Origin of the sequence: Paenibacillus sp. FSL R7-0652 (genome assembly GCF_038595045.1) — a bacterium.
Lineage (GTDB): Bacteria > Bacillota > Bacilli > Paenibacillales > Paenibacillaceae > Paenibacillus.
The window spans coordinates 3952588-3976079 of the sequence record NZ_CP152001.1; the positions used below are offsets into that span (position 1 = coordinate 3952588).

The following is a 23492-nucleotide window of genomic DNA, read 5'->3' on the forward strand; positions in this document are numbered from 1 at the left end:
TTGTTATCTCCTCTCCTATGAGAATACGCCGCAGGAACCTGGACCGCCTGCAAAGTCAAGGCCGCAGCTGCCTTGTTCACTGAAGAGGTCTGCCACTTCCTCACGGTGAGCTGGCGGGATGACAAAGCGATCATCATATTTCGCAATGGCAAGCAGACGATACATGTCTTCCACTTCCTGTGCACTCATGCCTGCCAGATTCAGCAGGTCAGACTCACTGGTTTTGCCAGTCTGTTGGTTGCGCATGTGAATCCGCATCACAGCCATCTTGCGCAGCACTTCACGAATACGTTCTGTATCTCCGGCCGTAAGCAGGTTCGCCAGATATTCAACCGGAATGCGCATATTATCAATGGCCGGGAAAATATCGTTTGCTTCGAGCGAACTTCCTTGGCCTTCTACCCGGTTAGTAATCGGGCTGAGCGGCGGAATATACCATACCATCGGCATGGTTCGGTATTCCGGGTGAAGCGGCAGTGCGATTTTCCAGTCAATCACCATTTTATAGATTGGAGACTGCTGTGCTGCAATAATCCAGTCCTCCGGTATACCTGCCGCCCGTGCTTCACGGATGACTTCAGGATCATTCGGATCAAGGAAAACATCCATTTGAGACTCATATAGGTCCTTTTCATTTTCCACGGAAGCTGCCGCTTCAATGCGATCAGCATCGTACAGCATCAGACCGATATAACGGATACGTCCAACACAGGTTTCGGAACAAATTGTGGGCAGACCCGCTTCAATCCGCGGGAAGCAGAGTGTACATTTCTCGGCTTTGTTCGTCTGCCAGTTGAAATACACTTTTTTGTACGGGCAGCTGGATACACAGAAGCGCCAAGCACGGCAGGCATTCTGGTCAACCAGTACAATGCCGTCCTCTTCCCGTTTGTACATGGCTCCCGATGGACAAGAAGACACACAAGACGGGTTCAGACAGTGTTCACAGATTCTTGGCAGGTACATCATAAATACCTGTTCAAAGTCCATTTTGATCGATTCCTCGACACCCTTCATGTTCGGGTCTTCCAGCCCTGTTACATGGGCACCTGCAAGGTCATCTTCCCAGTTTGGACCCCATTCGAGATTCATGTACTCTCCCGTAATCTGGGATTTCGGTCTGGCAACCGGCTGATGTTTTTTCTCCGGGCTGTTGGTCAATTTTTCATAGTCATAGGTCCACGGCTCATAGTAATCGTCAATCGTTGGTTGATCGGGGTTATGGAAAATGTTAAGCAAACGTCTGGCACGTGTACCTGATTTCAGCTCCAGCTTGCCATTCTTCATCTCCCAACCGCCGCGATAACGGTCCTGATCCTCCCATTGTTTCGGGTAACCGACACCTGGTTTGGTCTCCACATTGTTAAAATACATGTACTCTGCACCTGGACGATTCGTCCAGGTGTTTTTGCATGTGACGCTGCATGTATGGCAGCCGATACATTTATCCAGGTTCATGACCATACTGACTTGTGCTTTAATCTTCAAGCCAATCCACCTCCTGCAGTTTTCTAATGATGACGTTCAGGTCACGCTGGTTGCCTGTCGGGCCATAATAGTTGAAACCATAACTTAACTGGGCATATCCGCCGATCATATGTGTTGGCTTCACATGAATACGCGTCGGACTGTTGTGCGTACCCCCGCGTGTCTGTGAAATTTTCGTGCCCGGAACGTTAATATGACGGTCCTGAGCGTGATACATAAAGGCTACTCCACGAGGAATGCGGTGCGTGACTACGGCTCTCGCCACAACAACCCCGTTTCGGTTGAAACATTCAATCCAGTCGTTATCCACCAGACCCGCGTCCTCCGCGTCTTCATGATTCATCCAGATCGTTGGGCCGCCCCGGAACAACGTCAGCATCGGCTGCGCATCATAGTACATACTGTGGATAGACCATTTGTTATGCGGTGTCATGTAGTTCAGTACGATTTCTTTACCGCCCTCGATCGGACGTTTGCTGTTTGGATGGAACGGTGTATGTTTCAAAATCGGTTTGAAAGTCGCCAGCGTCTCACCGAACTCACGCAGCATCGCATGATCGATATAGAACTGCTGTCTGCCTGTCAGCGTGCGCCATGGAATGAGACGTTCCACGTTGGTCGTAAACGGTGAATACCGCCGTCCGCCTTTTTCCGATCCACTGAATGCAGGAGATGTAATGACCGTTTTCGGTTTCGATGTAATTTCGTCGAAGGTGAAACATTCCTCCGAGCGCTCTTCTGCCAAATCTTTCAGATGAAGTGCCGTTTTCTTCTCAAGGGATTCCCACGCTCGTACAGCCATCTTGCCATTCGTTGTAGTGGACAGCGTCAGAATCGCCTCTGCAACGTTACGATCTGTACTCAGATCCGGACATCCTTGTCCAATGCCATCTTTGCGATTCACGCCGAGAATGCCTTTCAGTTTTTCGTATTCTTCGCTCGCTGACCAGGCAATACCCTTCGTACCGATCGGTTTATCCTTCACATTCGGTCCGAGACTGATCATTTTGTTATAGACCGCAGCGTAGTCACGTTCAACCACTTGAATATGCGGCATCGTTTTACCCGGAATGGCTTCGCATTCTCCTGCGCTCCAGTCTTTAATCTCACCATATGGCTGCGCGAGTTCATCCGGTGAATCATGCAGCAGCGGTGTAGTCAAAATTTCCTTCTGCGGACCGTCGAACTGCTGCGCAGCCATTTCGGAGAATACCCGCGCAATCTCCTTGAAGGTATCCCAGTCCGAGCGGGATTCCCACTGTGTCGCTACTGCCGGGTTGAACGGATGCACAAACGGGTGCATATCCGTACTGCTTAGATCACTTTTCTCATACCAAGTTGCTGCTGGCAGCACGATATCGGAATACATCGCTGTACCTGCCATACGGAAATCCATATTAACCATGAGATCCAGCTTGCCTTCCGGTGCATCATCCACCCACTCCACGTGCTCCGGCCGAAGTCCGTGATCATCATCATTCAGCAATCCGTTCGTTGCACCAAGCAAATGCTTGAGGAAGTACTCATGTCCTTTGCCTGAGCTTGAGATCAGGTTGGCCCTCCAGACAAACAGCACACGCGGGAAGTTCGCCGGATCATCCGGCTGCTCAATCGAAAATTTCAGATTTTTATTTTGCAGTTCGGATGCGACATAGGCTGCGATCTCTTCTTTTGTCGCTGCTCCTGCATTCAGTGCATCCTGATGCAAATCAATCGAGTTGCGATTAAATTGCGGATAAGATGGAAGCCAGCCCATGCGTGCAGCCATGACATTATAGTCAGCAACGTGCTGGAAGCGCGGATCACCCTCAAGTGCAGAGGTCAGCTCTCCGACCTGAGTCTCTTCATATCTCCATTGATCTGTTGCAAAATAGAAGAATGATGTTCCGTTCTGCAGACGGGCAGGTCCACTCCAGTCACGGGCAAACGCAATCGTCTGCCAGCCTTCTGCCGGACGCAATTTCTCCTGACCTACATAGTGGGCCCAGCCGCCGCCATTGACACCTTGACAGCCAGTCATCAAAAGCAGGTTGATAATGGCACGATAGATGACATCGGAGTTGTACCAGTGGTTGATCCCCGCACCCATAATAATCATGGAGCGTCCCTGTGTATCGACGGCATTTTGTGCAAATTCACGTGCGATCTGAACGACGGTATCCCGGTCAACGCGTGTGATCTTCTCCTGCCAAGCCGGAGTAAATGGTTTATCCTCTTCAGCTTCCAGAACAGCTCCTGATACGATGTCTGTGGAGTCTGCCGAACGTGTCATTTCACGATCAACACCATACTTCGCCAGCACCAGATCATATACGGACGTAACCGTGATCCAGCGATCTTCAACCCAGATGCGGCGAACCGGAATCTGACGCTCCATCACATGACTGCCATCATCATCAAAATAAGGCAGGTGTACAGTAACGAGATCATGATGCACACCCAGCATGGATAGTCTTGGATCGATCGGCTCGCCGGTCTCTACCTGCTCCATTTTGAGATTCCACGTACCTTCTTCACCCCAGCGGAAACCCATACTGCCTTTTGGAATGGCATAAGTTCCCGTGTTTTCATCAAATACAAGAGTTTTCCATGCCATGTTGTTGCCCTGAATGCCAAGGTCCTCCCCAAGGAGGAAGCGGCCTGCGGTATTAACGCCATCCTTCTCTTCAACAATCAGCAAATTCGGGAAGTCTGTATATTGTTTTGCATAGGACATGAAGTAGTCAGTAGGATGATCCAGATAAAATTCTTTCAGAATAATGTGGCCCATAGCCATGGCAAGCGCGCCGTCCGTACCCTGTTTTACCGACATCCAAGTGTCAGCAAACTTAACATATTCCGCATAATCCGGACTGATGGATACGACTTTTGTCCCCTTGTAACGTGCTTCTGCGAGGAAGTGAGCATCCGGCGTACGTGTCATCGGCAGGTTGGAACCCCAGACCAAAATGTATCCTGAGTTATACCAGTCACTGCTCTCCGGCACGTCTGTCTGATCTCCCCAGATTTGCGGGGATGCCGGCGGCAGATCCGCATACCAGTCATAGAAACTGAGCAGTGGTGAACCTACCAGGGACAAGAAGCGTGATCCGGCAGCATAGCTGACCATGGACATCGCCGGAATCGGCGAGAAACCAATAATGCGGTCAGGTCCGTAATCTTTAATGGTATGGATCATGGAAGCTGCAATAATCTGCGTCACTTCGTCCCATGACGCACGAACGAGTCCGCCTTTACCGCGTACCGACTTGTACCTCTTCACTTTGACCGGGTCATTGGAAATGCTTGACCATGCCTGAACGGGATCACCATGCGTCTTCAGCGCTTCGCGCCACATTTCCAGAAGCGCACCACGTACGTAAGGATGTTTCACACGCAGTGGACTGTATAAATACCATGAGAAGCTTGCTCCACGCGGACATCCACGCGGTTCAAAATCGGGCATATCCGGTCCGGTTGAAGGGTAATCCGTTGCCTGTGTTTCCCATGTCACAATGCCGTCTTTCACATAGATCTGCCAGCTGCACGAACCTGTACAGTTCACGCCGTGCGTAGAGCGCACCACTTTATCATGCTGCCAGCGGCGGCGGTACACATCTTCCCAGTCCCGGTTGACCGGAGACATCTCACTCCAGCCTTCCGCATTCTTTTCACGTTTGGCAAAATACTTCAGTTTGCCCATCCAGGGCATGCTTTTGCTGCTCATTGTTGTCCTCCTACAATTGTGACCTTTGGTGAGTTTCGCACTTGAGATTGAGATTGAGTTCGAGCTCAAACTGCATTTGAATCCCTACTTGAAGCAGCTGCTGCGCTTCCTATCCTCCAATCTGCGACATATGCCGCAGCGTAGGTGTTCCGTTAATCTGCTGCCCTTTTAAGGCATTCACCATATCATGAGTTTCGGGTTTGGAGCCGAGCGCCTTGAAAAACAACTCCTGCACCGCCTTGTCATTGCCGACGAGCGGACGCACATTGTACTCATCCGACCAGTACAGGCAGGGCTTTATATTGCCGTCAGCCGTTAAACGGAGTCTATTGCAGCTGCCGCAGAAATGACTGCTGACCGGATGAATCAGGCCAAAGGTTCCGGCGGCACCAGCAATCCGGTAACTGTCTGCCGGACCATTGCCGTACACCTCGCCGCAGCTCTCGTAGTTCCAATTGGCTGCGCAGGTTTTCAGCACATGCTCAAGCGGCAAATAACTCGACTTCCACCCCTCTCCGCTGTCACCGATCGGCATATATTCAATAAAACGAATATCAATCGGGTCCTCCAGCGTCATCCGCAGAAAATCTTCTACCTCGTCGTCATTTACGCCTTTCATAAGTACCACGTTAAGCTTGATGGGATTTAGTCCAGCCTTCTGACTGGCTTTAATACCTTCCAGCACACGATGCACCTTACCGCCCCGTGTAATCCGCGCGAATCGCTCCGGTCTGAGCGAATCAAGACTAATGTTCACACGTGTCAAACCTGCAGCCTTCAGCATCTCAGCATGAGCCGCCAAATATATGCCATTGGTTGTTAAGGATATGTCGTCTATTCCAGGAATAGCGGATAACATGGCAACCAGTCGATCCAGCTCCTTACGAACCAGAGGTTCTCCGCCAGTCAAACGCAGTTTCCGAACGCCCAGCGGAGCCAGTGCCTGGACAATCGATGTAATTTCTTCATAGGACAGGATGCGTTCTGTTGGTTCAAACTGCATTCCTTCTTCCGGCATACAGTACACACAGCGCAGATTGCAGCGGTCCGTGACCGATATACGCAGGTAATCATGCACACGTCCAAACGGGTCCATTAACTTAGATTCCATACACGTACCTCCTTTCTCCGGGATGCTGTCATGACATTGGCTGAAGGAGAGCATCTGCTTCCTCACATGTATTGTCAATCATGAGGCTAAGCATAATGATGTCTGGCTTCGCTAACTGTGCAAAATATCACAAGAACTGAAACATAACGCACAGCTTCACATTTGTGAAAGCTTCACAATCCTTTTCCGAACAGGATTATGATTCAAATAAGGCGAGATTATGACAAAAATAAAGGTGTGAGCAGGCTCACACAGCTGCTTTGTTTGCTTTTCTATAATCAAATTGCACCACCACACTAATCCCAATTTGGAGGAATGACCTATGAACACATATGCTGCATCGATTAATGCCACGGAGTATCCGCCACATTTGAAACATAAAATTATCTTTGAAACGTTTGAGGCTCTTCAGCCGGGAGAAGCCATGCTGCTGGTTAACGATCATGATCCAAAACCGCTTCGCTTCCAGTTCCAATCGACACATCCCGACAGTTTTGACTGGGAGTACATTGAACAGGGTCCTATTACATTTCAGGTGAAAATTACGAAACGATAGATTGGAGTTGAACGGAAATGGCGCATGTTGAAATCATTGACGATACCACACTGCGTCTGACGCTGGGACTCGAAGATGCTGTATCCATGATTCAGATCGCTCAGCGTGAGCAGGCAGCTTATGCACAAGAAATCATCACGATTTACGAAAAAATGCCCGTGTTCGAATATACTCATTTCTGCTTTTATGCCTATGACAGTGCAGGGCTGTTTGAGCGTGTGCTTGAGATAGACCCGAAAACCTATCTCTCCTTCTCCCTTGATGCACCCGACTCATTCTTCTATGCCCTGTACGGAGGTATGTCCGCTTTATACGAATCATCGATTAAGCTGATTCAGCAGACGAGTACGGCTGCGTCCGCCGTTAACGAAACGGATGTGAATGCGCATGTCTGAGACTGCCGTTAACCTTGTGGAACTGGACGTACGTCCTCATCTGAGCAAAAAACTCGAGCCCTTTCAGCTCATTATGGACACGGTAAAAGGATTAAAGCACGAGGATGTATTCGTCCTGCATGCGCCATTCAAACCAACCCCGCTGCTTGGCATTCTAAAGATGAAAGGGTACTCCAGTACGTCGGAGCGTCTTGAATCCAATCATTGGGTGACTACGTTTGTGCATAAAAAAAATAAGGCCGCTAGGGGGAAAATCGCTGCGGCGGTAGAGTTGAATACTTCTGTTCGACGTGAATCTGCTTCGTTATCAGTTGAAGATTCCGCTTCAGATAATGTCAGCTCTTATTGCGAGGGACACCCTGAAGAGATGGCTTTAACTTTGGATTTCGAAGGTTCACCTCAGGAGGCAATACTGCAGGAACCGACCATCATTCTGGACAATCGCGGACTGGAGCCACCTCAACCGATGATGCGCACATTAGCTGCTCTCGAACGCTGCAAACCGGGAGAAGTTGTACTCATTCATAATGACCGCGTGCCCGTTTTTTTGATCGAGGAATTGAATCAGCTCGGTTGTCTCTACACCGTTGATGATCAGGCGGATGGTACAGCCAAAGTCAGAATCGAAAAAGGGTAAGGAGGCGAAAGCCATGTCCAGGCTGCCGTTTCTTTTTATCATCACGGGCATCGTTGGATTTGTAATGTATCACACATTCTCCCTGCTCACACTGACAGGCTGGCTTGGTGATGAATTAAGAGGGCCCGAAGGTTGGTTTCATGCCCATCTGTTTGTGCTGGGTTGGGCCACCATGCTGGCGATGGGTGCTGTCTATCAATTGATACATGTCATTTTGCAAACGAATATCTACAGTACAGTGCTCGGTTACTGTCACTATTTCTTGTTCACCATCGGCGTTACCGGCATGTTAGTTGGCTTTATTCGCGCAGATGTAATCTGGATTGCAGGTTCAGCAGTGCTTGCACTATCCGGCATCTTGTTATTTGGCTTCAACATGGCTGTAACCCTCTTCCGTGCTTCACAGTGGAACCCGGTGACGATCAGTGCAGCCTGTGCCTGTATATATCTTGTACTTACCGGATTATCAGGCATGCTGATGGGACTTAATTTTGCTTTTGGCGACTGGAATGGTATGCATCAACGATTGTTCGGGGCACATATCTGGATGGGAACGCTCGGATGGTTCGGTATGTTAATTACCGGATTCAGCTACAAAATGCTGCCGATGTTTTACTTGTCTCATGATTTCTCCATCCGATTGCAAAAAGTCGTGCTTCTGCTGTGGAATGCCGCTGTTATAACGGGTGTGATCGCATTCCTGACAGGTATAAAGGGCGGCCTGCTCTGGATTGCGCTTTTGCTTCTGACAGGTGCCTTGATCTGTTATGTATACCATCTGGAGCAAATACAGGAGAAACGGCATAAAAGCAATCCTGGACCCGGAATCCGCTGGACGGTCTATGTAAGCCGGGCCTTGGTCGTCTATTCCATCGCTCTGTTAATCTACAGCGCGCAGGGGATGGAGCTGCTGCTGGATTCACGTGTCGTGCTTCTAAGCGGCTGGGTCTATCTTGGAGGCTGGGTATCCCTGACGATCCTCGGATATGCCTCCAAAATTGTGCCCTTCCTATGGTGGACCCATAAATACGGTAAGCTTGCCGGACGTCCTGGCACTCCGCTTATGGCTGGTATGTTAAGTGAAAAAAGGATCAACCTTGGAATACTTGCGATGGCAGCATCCAGCCTGCTGTTAGTCAGCGGTATTCTGGTCAATCTGGCTGAAGTCATGATGGTTGGCGGAACGTTATTGTCTATCATTTCAATAGTGTATATTTCCAATATCGCTTTGGTATTCAGACGTTAACAAGAAGGACTGGGGAGTGGAAAAGATGGAACAAACCTCGCATTTACTCGAACATTTAAAAGAAGTATATGACCCGGAGCTTGGTGTCAACATCGTTGACCTCGGCCTGGTGTATGAAGTGAAGGAAGAGCCTGAACGCATTCAGGTGCGCATGACGCTCACAACGCCAGGCTGTCCGCTCCATGATACGATCGTTGGTGCGGTGAAATGGGTTTTACAACAAAATACTGACAAAACCGATATCGACGTACAGGTGGTGTGGGAACCCCAATGGTCTCCGCAGCTGATGTCCAGAGAAGCCAAAGAAATGCTCGGTTATTTTTAAACAAATGCTTAAATTCAAAGCTGGCAGCAAAAGGATATATGTCCAAAGCGCACAAATGGATCAACCCCGATATCCAAAAAACGTACTCAAGCTCTGATCCGATCAGGCAAGGTACGTTTTTGCGTTTGTTCCCTTTCGAGCTGACAGAAAAAGAGACCCTGACAGAGTCTCCAATTCTTACAATTTACACGTTCCTCTTCTATACTAGATATCCTTGGCGTAGGAAGGTTCCGGCACTTTACTCAGTACGACAAACAACCGAACCTCCGCATCACTTGTGTTATGGAAAGCGAATTCAGTCTCGCCTCCGCAGGACACCGCATCTTCTGCCTTAATCTCCTGCTCTTTTCCGTCCAGAATCAGTGTGCCTTTTCCTTCAACGACGAGCAGCGAGAGGTCTGCACCGGGATGTTTGTGAACGGGGAGCTGCTGTCCAGGCAGGAAATGAAGCACAAAGGTTAACCCGCCCCCTTGTTGAAAAAGTACCCGTTTGGTGAACCGTTCCGTACTGTATGCTTTGACGTCTTGCAATGATGTGATACTCATGATCATCATCCTCCTGTATTCGTTCTGGTGATGTATTTATCTTAATGCAAAAACACCTGCATCTCCTTGATTCAAATCAAGAAAACACAGGTTTGGATTTCGGATTTACCTTTTAAAACAACACCCGTTAAATCTCTCAGTAGATAAAAGGATCAATTTAATATAGATCGATATTATAATGGAAGGAACTAAATTATACGACCAACTGCCCTCTCTTTTCCGCCAAACCAATTGTCGCCTGCACACCGGAGTTAAACTCCAGAAAGTCCTGTTCCACGCCATCACTAAAAATGACACCATCCTCGGGCATCTGTGAAACGATATGGAGCTGCTGTTTGGCATGAATCTGCCCAAAGACAAGACTAGTCGCTGTCGTGCGGCTCGGGAACGGCTCACGTACGGTAAAATATAAGTAAGGAGCATCCCACGCAAACTCACTTCTGTTCGCTGTATCCGTAGACCGGGGTCCAGCTGCAGCAGCTGTATGCTCCTCACTGCTAAGCTGCTGCCACGCGGCCGAACTGACGATCCCCGAAGCCCCAGCCAGCACACTTTTGAACCATCCTGTCGCTCCCATGCCTGTAGACACGATAATCCCGCTGGACGATTGATTTTCAATGGAGCTTCCCAAACGCACTTCATATCGGGCTGATACATGCGTCTTCCTTCCAATAAACAGATCATTCACACCATACAGATACTGCCCGTCGTTCAGCTCGACCTTCGCAAGTGTTACCTCTTTCAATGCGCGCTGCCTGCGGATCACATCCGGTACAATAAAGCTCAAATCCTCCACTGTAAAAGGCAAAAGCACTCCATCCCACCGCATCGGGTCTGGATTAACACCGATTAGCGGCTGTGCTGTCACATATTTCAACGTGTTGGCAACCAGACCATCCTGCCCGACCACAACGACAATATCCTGCTCTCCAAATATAAAATTCGGTACATGCTCCCGCTCAATGGTCTGAACACGCCCCAGTTGGCTCAGCTGCTGCTGCGCAAGCTGTACTGCCTGTCGGTAACGCTGATCTTCTTGGATGTAATCGCTGAAGTCTGCACCAAGACGTTCAATATAAAACTGGGCCTGCTGCACAGTATTATAGCGGACAATCAACTCCTCCAGCCGAGTTCTCCGTTTGACCAGAATCAATTTGTGCTCACTCATCGGCTCATTCATCTTAGCCATCTGTGCTTCCACCTCCCGCTTTCCCTTTGACTTGAGGACGACCATGGTTGATTTTTTTGATTTTCTGACTCGTCTGACTTGCCCCGCTCATCTGATCATCTTGATTTACTGTCCGTCTATGATGGACTCCTCCTGATCGTACAGACTGCGTCCTGGAAGCAGATAGATTGGTTTGTTTCCCCCATCCAACAATCATCGTGCCGTCCCTCCCTTACTTCTACCTTCCGCTGGAGCCATCAAGCCCTGCAGCAGATCTGGTGAAATGTTAAGCTGTCCGATTTTGCCGGCGTTCTCGGCCAATTCCTGAAATGCGAGTGCAATCAGTTTATCCGAATTCATCCCCATATTGGCCATCGCCTGCAGTACGTTTGGCTGCACATGCTGGAGCGAATTCATGACAGCTGCAATTTCATACGCCTTCGCATCCGCTTCAGCATTCTGATTGGCAATCGTAAGTTCGATCAGCTGCTGCTTACGTTCCTCCATCGCTGTATTAAACTGCAGCTGCTCCTGCTCCATCTCGTTCTGCTTTTGTTTTACCGAGCGTTCAGCCTGCAGCTGCGTTTCCCGAATCTGCTGCTTCTTCGTTTCTACAGCAATCTCGGTATTTAATTCGTTCTCTTTCACACGGCGCTCCTGCTCAATGGAAGCATTGCGACGCACATATAAAGCTTCGTCCGCTTGACGCAGAATTTCCTCCCTCGCCTGTGCTTCCAGCGCACGCATCGTTTCCTTATTTGGCAAAATCGCCAAAATGGAGAGGTTCATCAGCTCTACGCCCAGCTTATCCAGCTCTTCATGCTGCGCAACTTCCCGTTTCATGCTGCTGGCAAGCCGTTCACTAGATTGGATGGCTTCTCGCAGCGGCAGCTGTTCCAGATATTTCTTCGTGAGCACTTTGGCAATCGTAATGACTCGTTGATCCAGCTTGCCAGGATCGTCGGACATATATTGATTTTTGCGCAAATTGTACGTGTAATTCAGGCTCTTCGTAATTTTGCTGTAATCCATGATGCGATAGCTGAGCTGACCCTGTATGGTAACGGTCTGATAATCTGCTGTAATTTCCTCAAACATAAACGGAACATCGACTGAAGATACAGGCAGTACAATCACCGAGGTCGTTGGCTCATAATAATAAAAGGACAAACCCACGCCTTCACGCTGCACCCTGCCGTTCTTTACCTTCATTACGTATTCACTCGGTTGAAACTTGACGAATCGGAATCCAAACATGGCCTATACCTCATTTCATAATAATGTCGTTTTGATATTATCGAAATGATAACAAATGAATTTGATATTGTCAATACGACATTAACGAAATAAACAAAAAAAGACCGAATACCGTATTCGATCTCTTTTTGTTTATTTAAATCGTTTGGCAAACCTGCAGTTCCACCCTAATACAGCAGTTCCAGCAATCTCGCCGTCGCAACTGCACCCTGTGCACGATTTGCCGTTTGTTTTGGAGCAAAGGTACCGTCAGGCAGTCCATGCAGTACACCGAGCTGCTGCATGGCTGCTGCCGCTTCTCTTGCATACTCGGCTATGGCATCTTGATCTCTGAACTCAAGCTGACCATTTACAGAAGCGGAGCTGTTGTCACGTTGTGCCGCCTTCACTGCCCGATAAAGCATCACCGCCATATCTTCACGGGAGATGCGATCGCTTGCCCCAAATGTTCCATCTGCCCGTCCCTGAACGATGTTCATTTCGATACCCGTACGGACCGTGTCCGCGTACCAATGATCAGCCTTTACATCCGTCGGTAATGTAATCGAGGAATTTGTCTGATTTGCTTTCCCGATCACTTTAACGATCATCTGCAAAAATTGTGCGCGGGTCAGTTCATCCTGCGGTTCAAAACGTGATGCACTTACACCTGCAATGATGCCTTTACCATAGAGGGCCCGAATTTCCTGAACAGCCCAGGTATGATGCTGCAGGTCCTTTAAAGGCACCTCTGCGTTCGTAATCACATAACTGCCGGCCTGTGTCGGCTTGAATGCCATTGCTGCTGCAGCTTGATCATACTTGAAGTATGTCAGAGGCTGTAATTCACCATCCGTGGAGATTGCATTCACAACCATCACTGTATCTTTTGTTTTTACAGGCTCTACATCGGACAAAACCACTTCTACTGCTCTGTTGGCCCATGGGAACGACTTGTTGTTTAATAGCATATCGACTCGAACAGCCGATGAGTTGTCAATTGCTGCCCGTTGTGATGCTGACAGTACATTGTCTGAGCCTTCCGAAACAACGACATCTAACGTGCCTGCTGTTTCCGCAATCGTCAGCGGCAGCGAACGCAGCGGGATACGGACGATTGTTTTACCTGCCACAACCTCAATTGACTGTACTTCCTCCGACTTCATCCAAGAGGACAGCTGACTCGATGGGATTTGGAACGTTACCGCTTTGAAGCTGTCCGGTACATCAGCTGCCAGCTGGAGCATACGCTTGGCGGAGTCCATTGACTTCAATGCTTTAGCAAACTCGGCTGTACTTGGACGAAATTCATATATGCCATCTACCGTTGGTGTACCTTTCACCTTAACTGAACCGGTGACCGGCTCGCTGCCCGGTGCTGGCTTCGGTGTGACTGCTGGGATATTCGAACCTGCAGAAGGCACGGATGGCTGGGATGCACTGCCCGGCTGAGATGGCTGTCCCGTACCCGGTGCTGTATTTGGCTTCGCCAGCTGTGCAGCCGCATCATTTAGCCGCTGTGCTGCCATGCTCAACTCTTTTGCAGAAGCTTCAACGTCCTGAACAAGCTGCTGTGCTTCAAGCAGTGCTTTACTGAAAACACTCCAGCTTGAAGAAGTATAATCAGCCTGCTTTAATGCTGCTGCAGATGCCACAGTTGATTTTAATGCCGTTTTATCAGCCGGAAATGTACCATATGCCTCAAACTCCATAAAACCAACCCAATCGGAACCTGCTGTAATAGTCACACGAATATAACGTGCCTCTGTTCCTTCGGGCAGAACATGACTCGGAGATGTAGATACCACGACATCACTTGTCGTGTCTACCACTGTCTTGAAATGCTCATTGTCATTGGATACATCTATTTTATATTTGATTCCGCCGCTCCACATGGACATCTCTATCTTGCGCAGATTGGCAGCCTGCCCCAAATCCACGGTCCACCAGGTATTTTCACCCGGACCCTCATTCGTTCCCCATGAGGTGCTTGGATTATCATCGATTGCACCTTTGGGTGAGTTGTTCTGATTACCGCCCGTTCCTGCGCTGGATGAAGCCGATGCTGTTTTGCCTGTCGTCAATGCCTCCAGTTCGACCAGATTAGTAAAGGCTTGTTTTAAAGTATTCAGTGCTGTATTGACCTCAGACTGCACCGTGCCAGTTTGGTCTCTAACCTGAATGGCATCCTGCAGTGCTTGCTGCAGAACAGACCAGCTTCGGCGCGTATAGGAGGATTCATTCTCCTGCTGCATCAGCTGAATGTACTCATGCAGTTTTGTTTTATCCACATCGGACAGTCCTAAAATAGCTGATTTCAAACGCTCGGCTGCTTGATTCACATCCGTTTGGGTTGCTTTCGGGTTGGCGGCAGCCGTTTTCGCATGCTCCAGCGCTTTGCTGAATATGCTCCATGTTGCTGCTGACCAGTCCGTTTCTTGATAGCCTCCCGCTTTTTGAATTACATCGTTAAGCTCCTCACGTTTCGGCGGAATCACTCCAAGCTCTGACATGACGCGCTCCAGTTCGGCTGCCGCTGCATTTGTTTCATCTTGACTCACACCACCCGGCGTATATGCTTTACTATATACTTCTTGTGCAGTGACGATCGCCGGAGCCAAACTGCCCCAGGTTTCAGCTGTGAAGTCCGTTTTCACAAGAGCATTTGCCCGGTTCAGTGCTGCAGCCAGCTGCTGCCGATCTGTCGGCATCTGATCCAGCCCTCTTTTATACACATCGAGAGACCAAAGCGCCCGTCCTTCATACGAATGTCCACCATTGGCCGGATATTCGTCATAGTCAAACATGCCTTGATTTTCCCAAGCATCGCCCTCGGAGGCAATCCAGCCTACACCTGCCGGAATCCACGCCGGCTCCCAGTAGAAGAAACCTGCACCATGATTGTTCGGCACCTTAGCAACCAAGTCCATAATCCCTGCGATCGCATCATGCTGACCCTGCTCTGTTGCCGGGAACACTGCACCTCCAGTATGAAGCGCCTGGTCCGAACCGATAATATTTCCATGTGCGTCCCCGTTCTTATAAGAGAACGGATAGGAAGTTTCTGCAATGATGACATCCTTGTTATAGAGGACTGATACTTCATCCATCGTTTTCTGCACATCAGCAAAGGTTCCATGCCAGAACGGATAATAAGACAATCCGATAATGTCATAATCCAGTCCTTCCTCTTCTCCTTTGCTTTCCAGTTCCCCAAAGTACCATTTAAACAACTCGGCATTCCCGCCTTCAGCCAGATGAATCATTATCTTCGCCCGATCGGCTCGATTGACATTAGACCCTTCAACTTTGCGAACCCCGGCAATCCCCTGCTGAAGTAAGGCTTTGTTTTCCTCCATATTGATTTTGGCTCCTCCGTTCAGAAGGCCATTGTTGATCTCGTTACCGATCTGCACCATATCCGGCATGGCACCTGCCTGCTTCATCTCTCCAACGACTTCAACTGTATAATCGTATACGGCCTGCTTCAATTGATTAAAGTCGTAACCCTCCCATGCTTTCGGCCGAAGCTGCTGCCCAGGGTGAGCCCATTCATCGGAGTAATGGAAATCAAGCAGTACTTTCATCCCTTTTTGTTTTGCACGCACAGCCATTCGGATGACATCCGCTTTATCGTTATATCCACCTGATTTCTGCGGATCATTCCACAAACGTAAACGCACATAATTCACACCGCGATCCTTCAGAATATCAAGCAGGTCCCGCTCTGTGCCATTGCTGTCAAAATATTTGCCGCCTTTTTCTTCAATCGCTGTCAGTGTGGAGATATCGACACCTCTCACATAGTCGGAACGATAACCTTGAACGATAACCTTAGCAGCAGGTCTCTTCTCTGTGCCGTAGACCGCTCCAGTCACAGTGAATTCACCCGCTTGTTCATACTGTGTCTCGTCAACACTGTCCCAGGTTACGGAGACCATACCCGATTTCTCATTCTCATAATGGGCTTTCACCTCGGTTGGCAGCACTGGGGCATTACCCCGAAGCGTGCTGACTTCTACCGGATCGTAACTTTCGATGTTCGCCGGCTCGGTGCCTTCTACTTCTCCCCACACTTTGAATTCAGATATGCCGGGCCAGTATCCATCATCCAGATAGAATGGAATCGTTACTCTCACGTATTGAACTGGCGTATCCGTTGTGAAATCGAGACTGGTCGTTTTCCCTCCCGTTTTATTAGGGCTGTCCGCGACTGGAGTCCAACTGCTGCCGTCTGGTGAAACTTCAACAGTATATTCAATGAACTTGTCCTTGTTCTGATCTTCGTCTTTCCATGTGATTTCCGCACCAGACAGCTTGTACTGCCCTTCCAGGTTTACCATCAACCAGTGCGGCTCATCAGCTTTACTTGGGCCGGGCGCACTCCAACGCGTGTCTGAGTTACCATCCACTGCGTTTTCCTTCTGTCCGTTATTCACGGAATCTTCCGCACTCACCGTTACCGGTTTGTTCAGCGCCACATTATTTCTTGCTGCTTCTGCAGGCCTTGCAGCCAGACCCAGATCACAGAATAACAGCAGTAAAACCAGACAACCGCTTATGTACCTCTTATTCACCCTTGATCTCCCCTTCTCGTGTTTGTGTATGCTTGGATCAATGAATGTTATGAACCCTCTTTATTGTAAGCGCTTCACGATCATCGCTAACACGGTATTTTTGCAAGGAAACAGCAGTTATTTTAACAAAGTAGATTCCCTCCAACCTTAAAATGTATCGCTTCACTCTATTTCCCATCGGACCGAAAAGCAAAAAATCTGCTCGTCCTCTTGAAAGCAGAACAGAGCAGATGATATAAAGTTCATCGAATGGGGTGCTTATGAATCTTTGTAAGTTGGAAATCTCTATATTGAAAGTAAACAGTTATTTCGCCAGTTTTATATTGAAAGTAAACGGTTATTTCGCCAGTTTCAATTCAAGGCGGACCTGGATATCATTTTCAGTGGAGAGTACTACCGAGTGTGGATTCTTCATACCAAAGTCTTCGAACGTAACCATCGTTGTGCCCGACAGCAGCACCTGATTGTTTTGATAAGCCGCTTTTGCGTCAAATGTGACTTCTTTTTCAACACCTTTAACGGTCAGCGTTCCTTTCATTTTCAAATCTACGGTCTGCCCCTCTGTCCACTCGGAAGGCAGGCCTTCAAATGAAGTGGCTTTGAATGTCGCCTGCGGATACTGAGCCATATCGAAGAAATCCGCGCTTTTCACATGCTCGTCCCGCTGACCGTTACCGGAATCGATACCGTTCATCTCAATTTTACCTTCAGCCTGGGATTTAGCGGGGTCATCCACATTCAGCGTCCATTTCCCGCTAACCTGATCGTCTACAAAATTTACGGTTTCCTGTGATGTGGTTACAGAAAAGTATACTTTCGATCCCTGACTAATATTCCAGTCTCCATTCAGCTGGTCTGCTCCTGCCTTTTTATTCTCCACAGCTTTTGCTGTGCCGGTGTCTGCGGCTGTAGTGGATGCTGCTGTGCTCGCCGGAAGAACCTGTTCAATCTCAACGTTATTTCCCAAGTAACTATTCGTAAAGTAATAACCGCCCGCACCAATGATAACTGCTGCGGTTACCCCTGTAATAATCCACGTTTTCGCCTTTTTATTCATCTCTATAATTCCTCCAGTATCGTATGGTTAATCACTGCTCTTGATATGGATCTTAACAGCCCAATGTGTCAGGAAGAAGTCAAGATAAGATTTCTTTTCATTTTTTTTCAAAACGTGAAAACGGGATTGGCTTTATGCGCTGCCTCATGTAAAATCAGTACACAAGCTTGTCTGTGAAAGGAGAACACCCTGTTTGAAATCTGTACTTATCGTTGAGGATGAGCAGGCAATCGCACGTGTTTTGGCTGCTTATCTGAGAAAAGCCGAGTTTGAAGTTCATCATGCAGCGGATGGCCCGGCTGCTGTAACCCTTTTTGATTCGGTCAATCCGTCTATCATACTTCTAGACGTTATGCTGCCTGGCATGGACGGATGGGATCTATTGCGAATATTTCGGGAAAAGAGTGCTTGTCCCGTCATTATGCTAACTGCACTGGATGATATAACAGATCGGCTTAACGGATTAAATGCCGGTGCTGATGATTATATGAGCAAACCGTTTGTCCCCGAGGAAGTGGTTGCACGCGTGAATGCTGTACTGCGGCGGAACCCGCACTGGACTTCCGGAGGACAGGATCGGCGCTCCTTTGGCAATCTGGTCATTGATCTTGCTGCCAAGCAGGTCCTGCTGAATGGCGCAGAAGTTGCACTGACTCCACGAGATCTGTCTCTGCTTATTTTTCTGTCCGAGCATCCCAACCGTACATTCACCAGAGATCATCTGATTGAACAAGTATGGGGAATGGACTATGAGGGCAGCGATCGTGCTGTCGATCTATCCATCAAACGACTGCGTCAGGCACTCTCTCACTGGACAACAGACACAGGAGAAATTCGAACGCTGCGAGGAATGGGGTATCAATTTTGGATCGCCAACTGACATCAACCGAACCGAAGCGAACCACTTCTATTTTGTCACACTGGACCCTGCGCTACTTTCTGATTTTATGTATCGGATTCTCGGTGATTGCCGCAGGTGCGCTGTACTGGATTCGGACAACTTCTTTAGAAAAAGGTTTGAAAACAGCTGAGCTGCTCGGTTGGGAGATCGCCGATCGAGTGACCGTGAAAAATCATCAATTACAGGTGCCGCCTGACCTGAATACGATTGTAAGCAGCCGTGAGAAGCTGTTTAATACCGATCACTATTTTTGTGTCATCGTGCTGGACAATAACAATAAACTGGTCTTCTCTCAGCCTAAAATGGAACAGGAAGACGTCTATTATCGACTCTCTGACGATTTCCTTGAACCCCGCAACAGCAAGTATGCGGGTGTGACGGTGAACATTGTTGACGGTGATCAAACGCTGGGCAAAGTATGGGTCATGCAGTCCAAACAATCCATAACATTTGGTCCGGAGACGATATGGCTTGTCGCACTGATTTTCGGAGGTCTTATTCTGTGCGGCTGGTTTACGATATACCTGCTGTCCAAGAAGTTATCGAGGCCGATTCGTCAGGTTGCTTATGCAGCAGAGCAAATACGCGGCGGCAATTACGATGTAAGCCTGGATATTAGAACACGCGAGCGGGAGATGAACGAGCTTGTAAGCTCCTTTGGGGATATGGCGGCCCGTCTGCGGCAGCTCGAAGAATGGCGCGCGCTTTCCCTTGCGGGAGTAAGTCATGAACTCAAAACGCCTGTTACCTCAATTAAAGGACTCGTGATGGCCGTGCGAGACGATGTCGTCAGTCCGCAGGAAGGCAAAGAGTTTCTGGATATCGCTCTGAAAGAATCCGAACGCATGGAGCGTATGATTGCAGATTTGCTCGATTACAATGCCATGACCGCAGGAAGTGTCGCTGTCCGGAAGGAACGGACCGATCTGAAGCTTCTCGTCGGTGAAATCATATACCAATGGAAGATTGCGTATGAGGAACACATGCCGGAGGTTCAGCTGCATGCCCCGCCGGGGTCACTTTACGTGATGGGAGATGCTCTCCGTATCCAGCAGATTGTAGTTAACCTGCTGAATAACGGGCTGCAGGCCACAGCTCCTGGGCAGCAAGCTGTATTCCATATGCATCTGGTTGCAGAAGATGACATGCTGCATGTTGATGTGCAGGACAACGGAACGGGTATTTCCTTAGAGGATCAGGCTAACATTTTTGAACGGTTTTATCGGGGTGAGCTGAAAAAACGCCGCAATCGCGGCTTGGGTCTCGGTTTAACGTACAGCCGGCTTCTGGCTCAGGAACAGGACGGGGAGTTAACACTAGTATCCAGCGGTCCTGAAGGAAGTATTTTCAGATTAAGTCTGCCACGCTGGACTTCCCGGCAGGAAGTGGTTATCCCGGAAAAAACCTATCGCTCACCTGTCAAAGCTTGATCCGTATTGCTGGATCTGAATAGCAGTAAAAAAAGCCCGGTATTCCTTTCAGAAGGAAGCCGGGCTTTCTTGATTAGAACCTTCCAGTACTCGAGGTCTATACTCTTCGTACGCATCAGTAATCAACTGCTTGTGCAGAGCGCAGCTGCCGATGATCGCTTTCCGCTTTGCTTTTAACACAACCTGCTCCACATCTGCATAGCTGCAGCCAGCCAGACGTGTAGAGATGTAATCCTCCAGGCTGTTCTCCCGCTCAAATGTTCCAACCAGTTTACTGATATATAGTCTGCGGCTGTCTTCATCCGGCATCGCGTACGTCATCTTGGTATCAAAGCGGCGCCAGATGGCATGATCCAGCTGTATCTCCAGATTCGTGGCAGCGACCAGGATGCTGTCTCCTTCGAATTCATCCAAACACTGCAGCAGCGTATTGACAACTCTGGCCATCTCTTTGACTTCGTCGTTACTTTCTCGTGTCCGGCCAATCGCATCAAACTCGTCAAGAAACAGCACACAGGGATGAAGACGCGCATATTCAAACAATTTGCGTACATTGCTGCCTGTTTCCCCCAGATGGCTGTGAATGAGTGCGTCTATTCTGACCAGCACAAGCGGCAGCTCCAGTCTCTGAGCCAGATAAGAAGCAGTTAATGTTTTCCCCGTACCCGGAGGGCCAAACATGACCATTTTATTAGGGGTGGATATATCATGTTCTCTGAACTTCTCCTTCATGCCCAGAATTGTAATGAACTCTTCAATCATTCGTTCATTCTCAGCCGAGAAGACAATATGCTGTGCTTTTCGTCTGCATTCTTTTGGTGTGTAAAAAGCGGCCATGTCTATTCCCTTGGCGCGCGGGATGCGGCTTGAGTTATTCATTTTGCTCATGTGGATGTGCAGCTCCTTCAATAAAAATATGTATCCGTTCCAATGAAATAATGTATTGGCAGTGATCCCTTTGGTTTTAATCGTAAATTTTACTATTAAATAATAACATAGAGCATCCTCTTTGCAAAGCGCTGCCTTCCTGTTCGCATAAATCAGTCTCCGCGGCCTCTGTTTAGTTGCATGGGACGGTGAAATTTGCTATTCTGAAGATGCATCGTTGTGTATAACGCAAAAAAGCCCTCTAAATTCATGAGAGCGTAAAAAATTTCCAGATCAGCAAGCGGCAACTTGCGCATCCGGATCTCTTTGTACCAACGAATGTAAATCCAACTAAAAGTGAGGTTGACAATCATGGCAAAAGACGTATTGTGTGAAGTGAATTCCTGTCGTCATTGGGCTCAAGAAAACAAATGTAATGCATCTTCCATTTATATCGTGAGCCACGCTTCCAAAGAAGCAAGTGAGTCTGCTGAAACAGACTGCAAAACATTTGAAGTGAAGTAAGAGAAGTAATTAAAGTAACTATGGCTAACTGCTTCACCTGAGGAGCCCTAAAGGGTTCCTTTTTCTTTGTTTATTGTAGCAAGAATGATAATTATTATCAAGCCCTGGATGCAAAATTTTCACCATCTGGTCATCAGCACATTAGAGAGCAGCTTCACGTAGTATAAGGATAGAAATAAATGTGCTCATGAACCATGAATTAAGAGGTGAAGAACAATGCCCGCTAAAACTGGCATGCAGTATTGTGAACGAATCAATGCACAGACCGTTCCCTGCTGGTACAAAGGAGAACTGCTTACCGGTAAACGCTCGGAGCACATCGCCTTTTCCGGCTTGATGAAAACCCAGATGGACATGTACGACCTCCAGTCCGATCCGCAGCTGACAGAACGGATGACGTACGCATCGCCGGCAGATGGGAAACCTGTAGGGATGTCTTTCCTGCCTCCAACCCAAGTCAGCGATCTTAGCCGAAGACGTGAAGCCATGACCATATGGGCTCAGACCCATCACGGTTTCCTGGGACGTTCGCCCGATTACATGAACACGGCAATTATGTCTTTTTACACAGCTGCTGATCTGTTGAACGAACTCTCTCCCCAATATGCTGACAATCTGAAAAATTACTATGCTTACTGCCGCGACCATGACATTACACTGTCCCACGCTTTCATCCAGCCGCATGCGAGCAAAATTTCAGGACAGATGGATGCCACGGAAGATGCTATTGCCGCCAAAGTCGTGGATCGCACAGATGAGGGGCTTATTATTAACGGTGCGTTTATGATGGCGACACAGGCCGCTACTTCGGACGAAATTTTCGTATATCCTTCCCCTTCTCCGGCACCTTTTGATGATGAGAATCCGTTTGCCTTCTCTTTTGCCGTTCCGAATGATCTTCCCGGCATCAGTTTAATCTGTCGGGACACCTATGCCGCTGCCTCGAATTACAACTATCCCTTAAGCTCCAGGTATGAAGAAATGGACAATATCGTCATCTTTGACCACGTGCTTGTACCGCATGACCGTATTTTTTTTGCGGGTGATGAACAGATGTCTTCAACGCTCTTCAGCGAAAGTAATTTCCACATCCATGCCGGGCATCAGGTGCTGTGCCGTTATATTGCCAAAACTGAATTTGTACTCGGCGCCATTCAACTGCTTACGGATACACTTGATCTCAAAAGCGAAGCTCATGTTGTTGAGAAAACAGCACGTGCTCTCGCGGGTCTTGAATCATTAAAAGCTTTGGCTCTCGCTTCGGAAGCTGGTGCCATATCCGACGGCAGGGGATTTTTATTACCGGCTCCCAAACCGCTGATGGCCGCCAATCTTCTATACCCGAAGCTTTATCCCGAGATGATTGAAATACTGCAGCTGCTCAGTTCCAGCGGCATGATCATGGTTCCGCAAGAAGAGGATTTCCAATCGGGTGCAGCTGACTTTTTAAACATCTATCTCAAAGGCTCAGACATGGAATCTAAGGAACGGAATGCACTGTTTCGCTTGATTTGGGAGCTTGGTGCAGGATCTTTTGGAGGCAGACAGACTCAGTTCGAACGATTTTTCTTCGGCAACACCATCACCGTTTCAAATCGCTTATATACAGCCAGTCTGCAGGATCAATCCGAGCGGGAACGTGTTCGCCACTTTCTTGCGAAGCATGTACGGTAGCATTTACACCATCCGGTAAGTTTGTAGTGAGGGCAGCAAGTCTAACA

Annotated in this window: 19 protein-coding genes; 9 read left to right on the forward strand and 10 right to left on the reverse strand. The window is 48.5% G+C overall.

From position 1 onward, the window contains the following. Positions 1–15 precede the first annotated feature (15 nt). The 3 genes from narH to moaA all read right to left on the reverse strand — a co-directional run bounded on the left by narH (position 16) and on the right by moaA (position 6305). The gene (gene narH, locus MKY97_RS17470) at positions 16–1488 is read right to left on the reverse strand and encodes a nitrate reductase subunit beta (protein WP_342551601.1); all 1473 of its coding nucleotides are present in this window, start codon (positions 1486–1488) and stop codon (positions 16–18) included. After that, positions 1478–5194 (reverse strand): nitrate reductase subunit alpha, encoded by a 3717-nt coding sequence (locus MKY97_RS17475; RefSeq protein WP_342551602.1) that lies wholly within the window; start codon positions 5192–5194, stop codon positions 1478–1480. The genes narH and MKY97_RS17475 overlap by 11 nt, the downstream gene beginning before the upstream one ends. Before the next feature lie 109 nt (positions 5195–5303). Further along, positions 5304–6305: a GTP 3',8-cyclase MoaA gene (moaA, locus tag MKY97_RS17480; RefSeq protein WP_342551603.1), complete on the reverse strand. Its 1002-nt coding sequence runs from the start codon at positions 6303–6305 to the stop codon at positions 5304–5306. A 322-nt stretch (positions 6306–6627) separates the two neighbouring features. Here moaA and MKY97_RS17485 point away from each other — a divergent pair, with 322 nt between their 5' ends. The 5 genes from MKY97_RS17485 to MKY97_RS17505 are packed head-to-tail and all read left to right on the forward strand — an operon-like array spanning position 6628 to position 9464. Continuing rightward, positions 6628–6861: a DUF2249 domain-containing protein gene (locus MKY97_RS17485; protein ID WP_342551604.1), complete on the forward strand. Its 234-nt coding sequence runs from the start codon at positions 6628–6630 to the stop codon at positions 6859–6861. Between the two features lie 17 nt (positions 6862–6878). Then, positions 6879–7256 (forward strand): hypothetical protein, encoded by a 378-nt coding sequence (locus MKY97_RS17490; protein ID WP_342551605.1) that lies wholly within the window; start codon positions 6879–6881, stop codon positions 7254–7256. Further along, the gene (locus tag MKY97_RS17495; RefSeq protein ID WP_342551606.1) at positions 7249–7893 is read left to right on the forward strand and encodes a DUF2249 domain-containing protein; all 645 of its coding nucleotides are present in this window, start codon (positions 7249–7251) and stop codon (positions 7891–7893) included. The genes MKY97_RS17490 and MKY97_RS17495 overlap by 8 nt, the downstream gene beginning before the upstream one ends. Before the next feature lie 13 nt (positions 7894–7906). Beyond that, positions 7907–9139, forward strand: a complete 1233-nt coding sequence (locus tag MKY97_RS17500) for a hypothetical protein (RefSeq protein WP_342551607.1) — start codon at positions 7907–7909, stop codon at positions 9137–9139. Between the two features lie 25 nt (positions 9140–9164). Continuing rightward, positions 9165–9464, forward strand: coding sequence for a metal-sulfur cluster assembly factor (locus MKY97_RS17505; protein ID WP_342551608.1), 300 nt, complete (start codon positions 9165–9167; stop codon positions 9462–9464). Positions 9465–9668: 204 nt separating this feature from the next. Here MKY97_RS17505 and MKY97_RS17510 read toward each other — a convergent pair whose 3' ends face one another. From MKY97_RS17510 to MKY97_RS17535, 6 genes are all read right to left on the reverse strand, one after another. Beyond that, the gene (locus tag MKY97_RS17510) at positions 9669–10010 is read right to left on the reverse strand and encodes a cupin domain-containing protein (protein ID WP_342551609.1); all 342 of its coding nucleotides are present in this window, start codon (positions 10008–10010) and stop codon (positions 9669–9671) included. A 193-nt stretch (positions 10011–10203) separates the two neighbouring features. Further along, positions 10204–11190 carry a sugar kinase gene (locus MKY97_RS17515; protein WP_342556373.1) on the reverse strand — a complete coding sequence of 329 codons (987 nt, stop codon included), beginning with the start codon at positions 11188–11190 and terminating at the stop codon, positions 10204–10206. Between the two features lies 1 nt (position 11191). Continuing rightward, the gene (locus MKY97_RS17520) at positions 11192–11395 is read right to left on the reverse strand and encodes a hypothetical protein (RefSeq protein WP_342551610.1); all 204 of its coding nucleotides are present in this window, start codon (positions 11393–11395) and stop codon (positions 11192–11194) included. Beyond that, positions 11392–12435 carry an SPFH domain-containing protein gene (locus MKY97_RS17525; protein WP_342551611.1) on the reverse strand — a complete coding sequence of 348 codons (1044 nt, stop codon included), beginning with the start codon at positions 12433–12435 and terminating at the stop codon, positions 11392–11394. Before MKY97_RS17525 ends, MKY97_RS17520 begins: the two co-directional genes overlap by 4 nt. Positions 12436–12602: 167 nt before the next feature. Continuing rightward, complete coding sequence (locus MKY97_RS17530) at positions 12603–16991, reverse strand: glycosyl hydrolase 53 family protein (protein WP_342551612.1); 4389 nt, start codon at positions 16989–16991, stop codon at positions 12603–12605. Between the two features lie 337 nt (positions 16992–17328). Beyond that, positions 17329–18048, reverse strand: coding sequence for a YceI family protein (locus tag MKY97_RS17535; protein ID WP_342551613.1), 720 nt, complete (start codon positions 18046–18048; stop codon positions 17329–17331). A gap of 193 nt (positions 18049–18241) precedes the next feature. On the opposite strand from MKY97_RS17535, the gene MKY97_RS17540 reads away from it, so the two are divergent. Continuing rightward, entirely contained in the window at positions 18242–18928 is a 687-nt protein-coding gene (locus MKY97_RS17540) for a response regulator transcription factor (protein ID WP_342551614.1), read from the forward strand. Further along, complete coding sequence (locus MKY97_RS17545; RefSeq protein WP_342551615.1) at positions 18913–20379, forward strand: HAMP domain-containing sensor histidine kinase; 1467 nt, start codon at positions 18913–18915, stop codon at positions 20377–20379. The genes MKY97_RS17540 and MKY97_RS17545 overlap by 16 nt, the downstream gene beginning before the upstream one ends. Positions 20380–20427: 48 nt before the next feature. On the opposite strand, the gene MKY97_RS17550 is transcribed toward MKY97_RS17545, so the two are convergent. Further along, positions 20428–21267, reverse strand: coding sequence for an ATP-binding protein (locus MKY97_RS17550; protein ID WP_342551616.1), 840 nt, complete (start codon positions 21265–21267; stop codon positions 20428–20430). Positions 21268–21618: 351 nt separating this feature from the next. Between MKY97_RS17550 and MKY97_RS17555 the strand changes: the two genes are divergently transcribed. Both MKY97_RS17555 and MKY97_RS17560 read left to right on the forward strand, forming a co-directional pair. Next, on the forward strand, positions 21619–21771 hold the full coding sequence (locus tag MKY97_RS17555) for a DUF1540 domain-containing protein (protein ID WP_090917035.1): 153 nt from the start codon (positions 21619–21621) through the stop codon (positions 21769–21771). 216 nt (positions 21772–21987) lie between these two features. Further along, positions 21988–23445 carry a 4-hydroxyphenylacetate 3-hydroxylase N-terminal domain-containing protein gene (locus tag MKY97_RS17560; protein ID WP_342551617.1) on the forward strand — a complete coding sequence of 486 codons (1458 nt, stop codon included), beginning with the start codon at positions 21988–21990 and terminating at the stop codon, positions 23443–23445. The last annotated feature ends 47 nt before the right edge of the window (positions 23446–23492 follow it).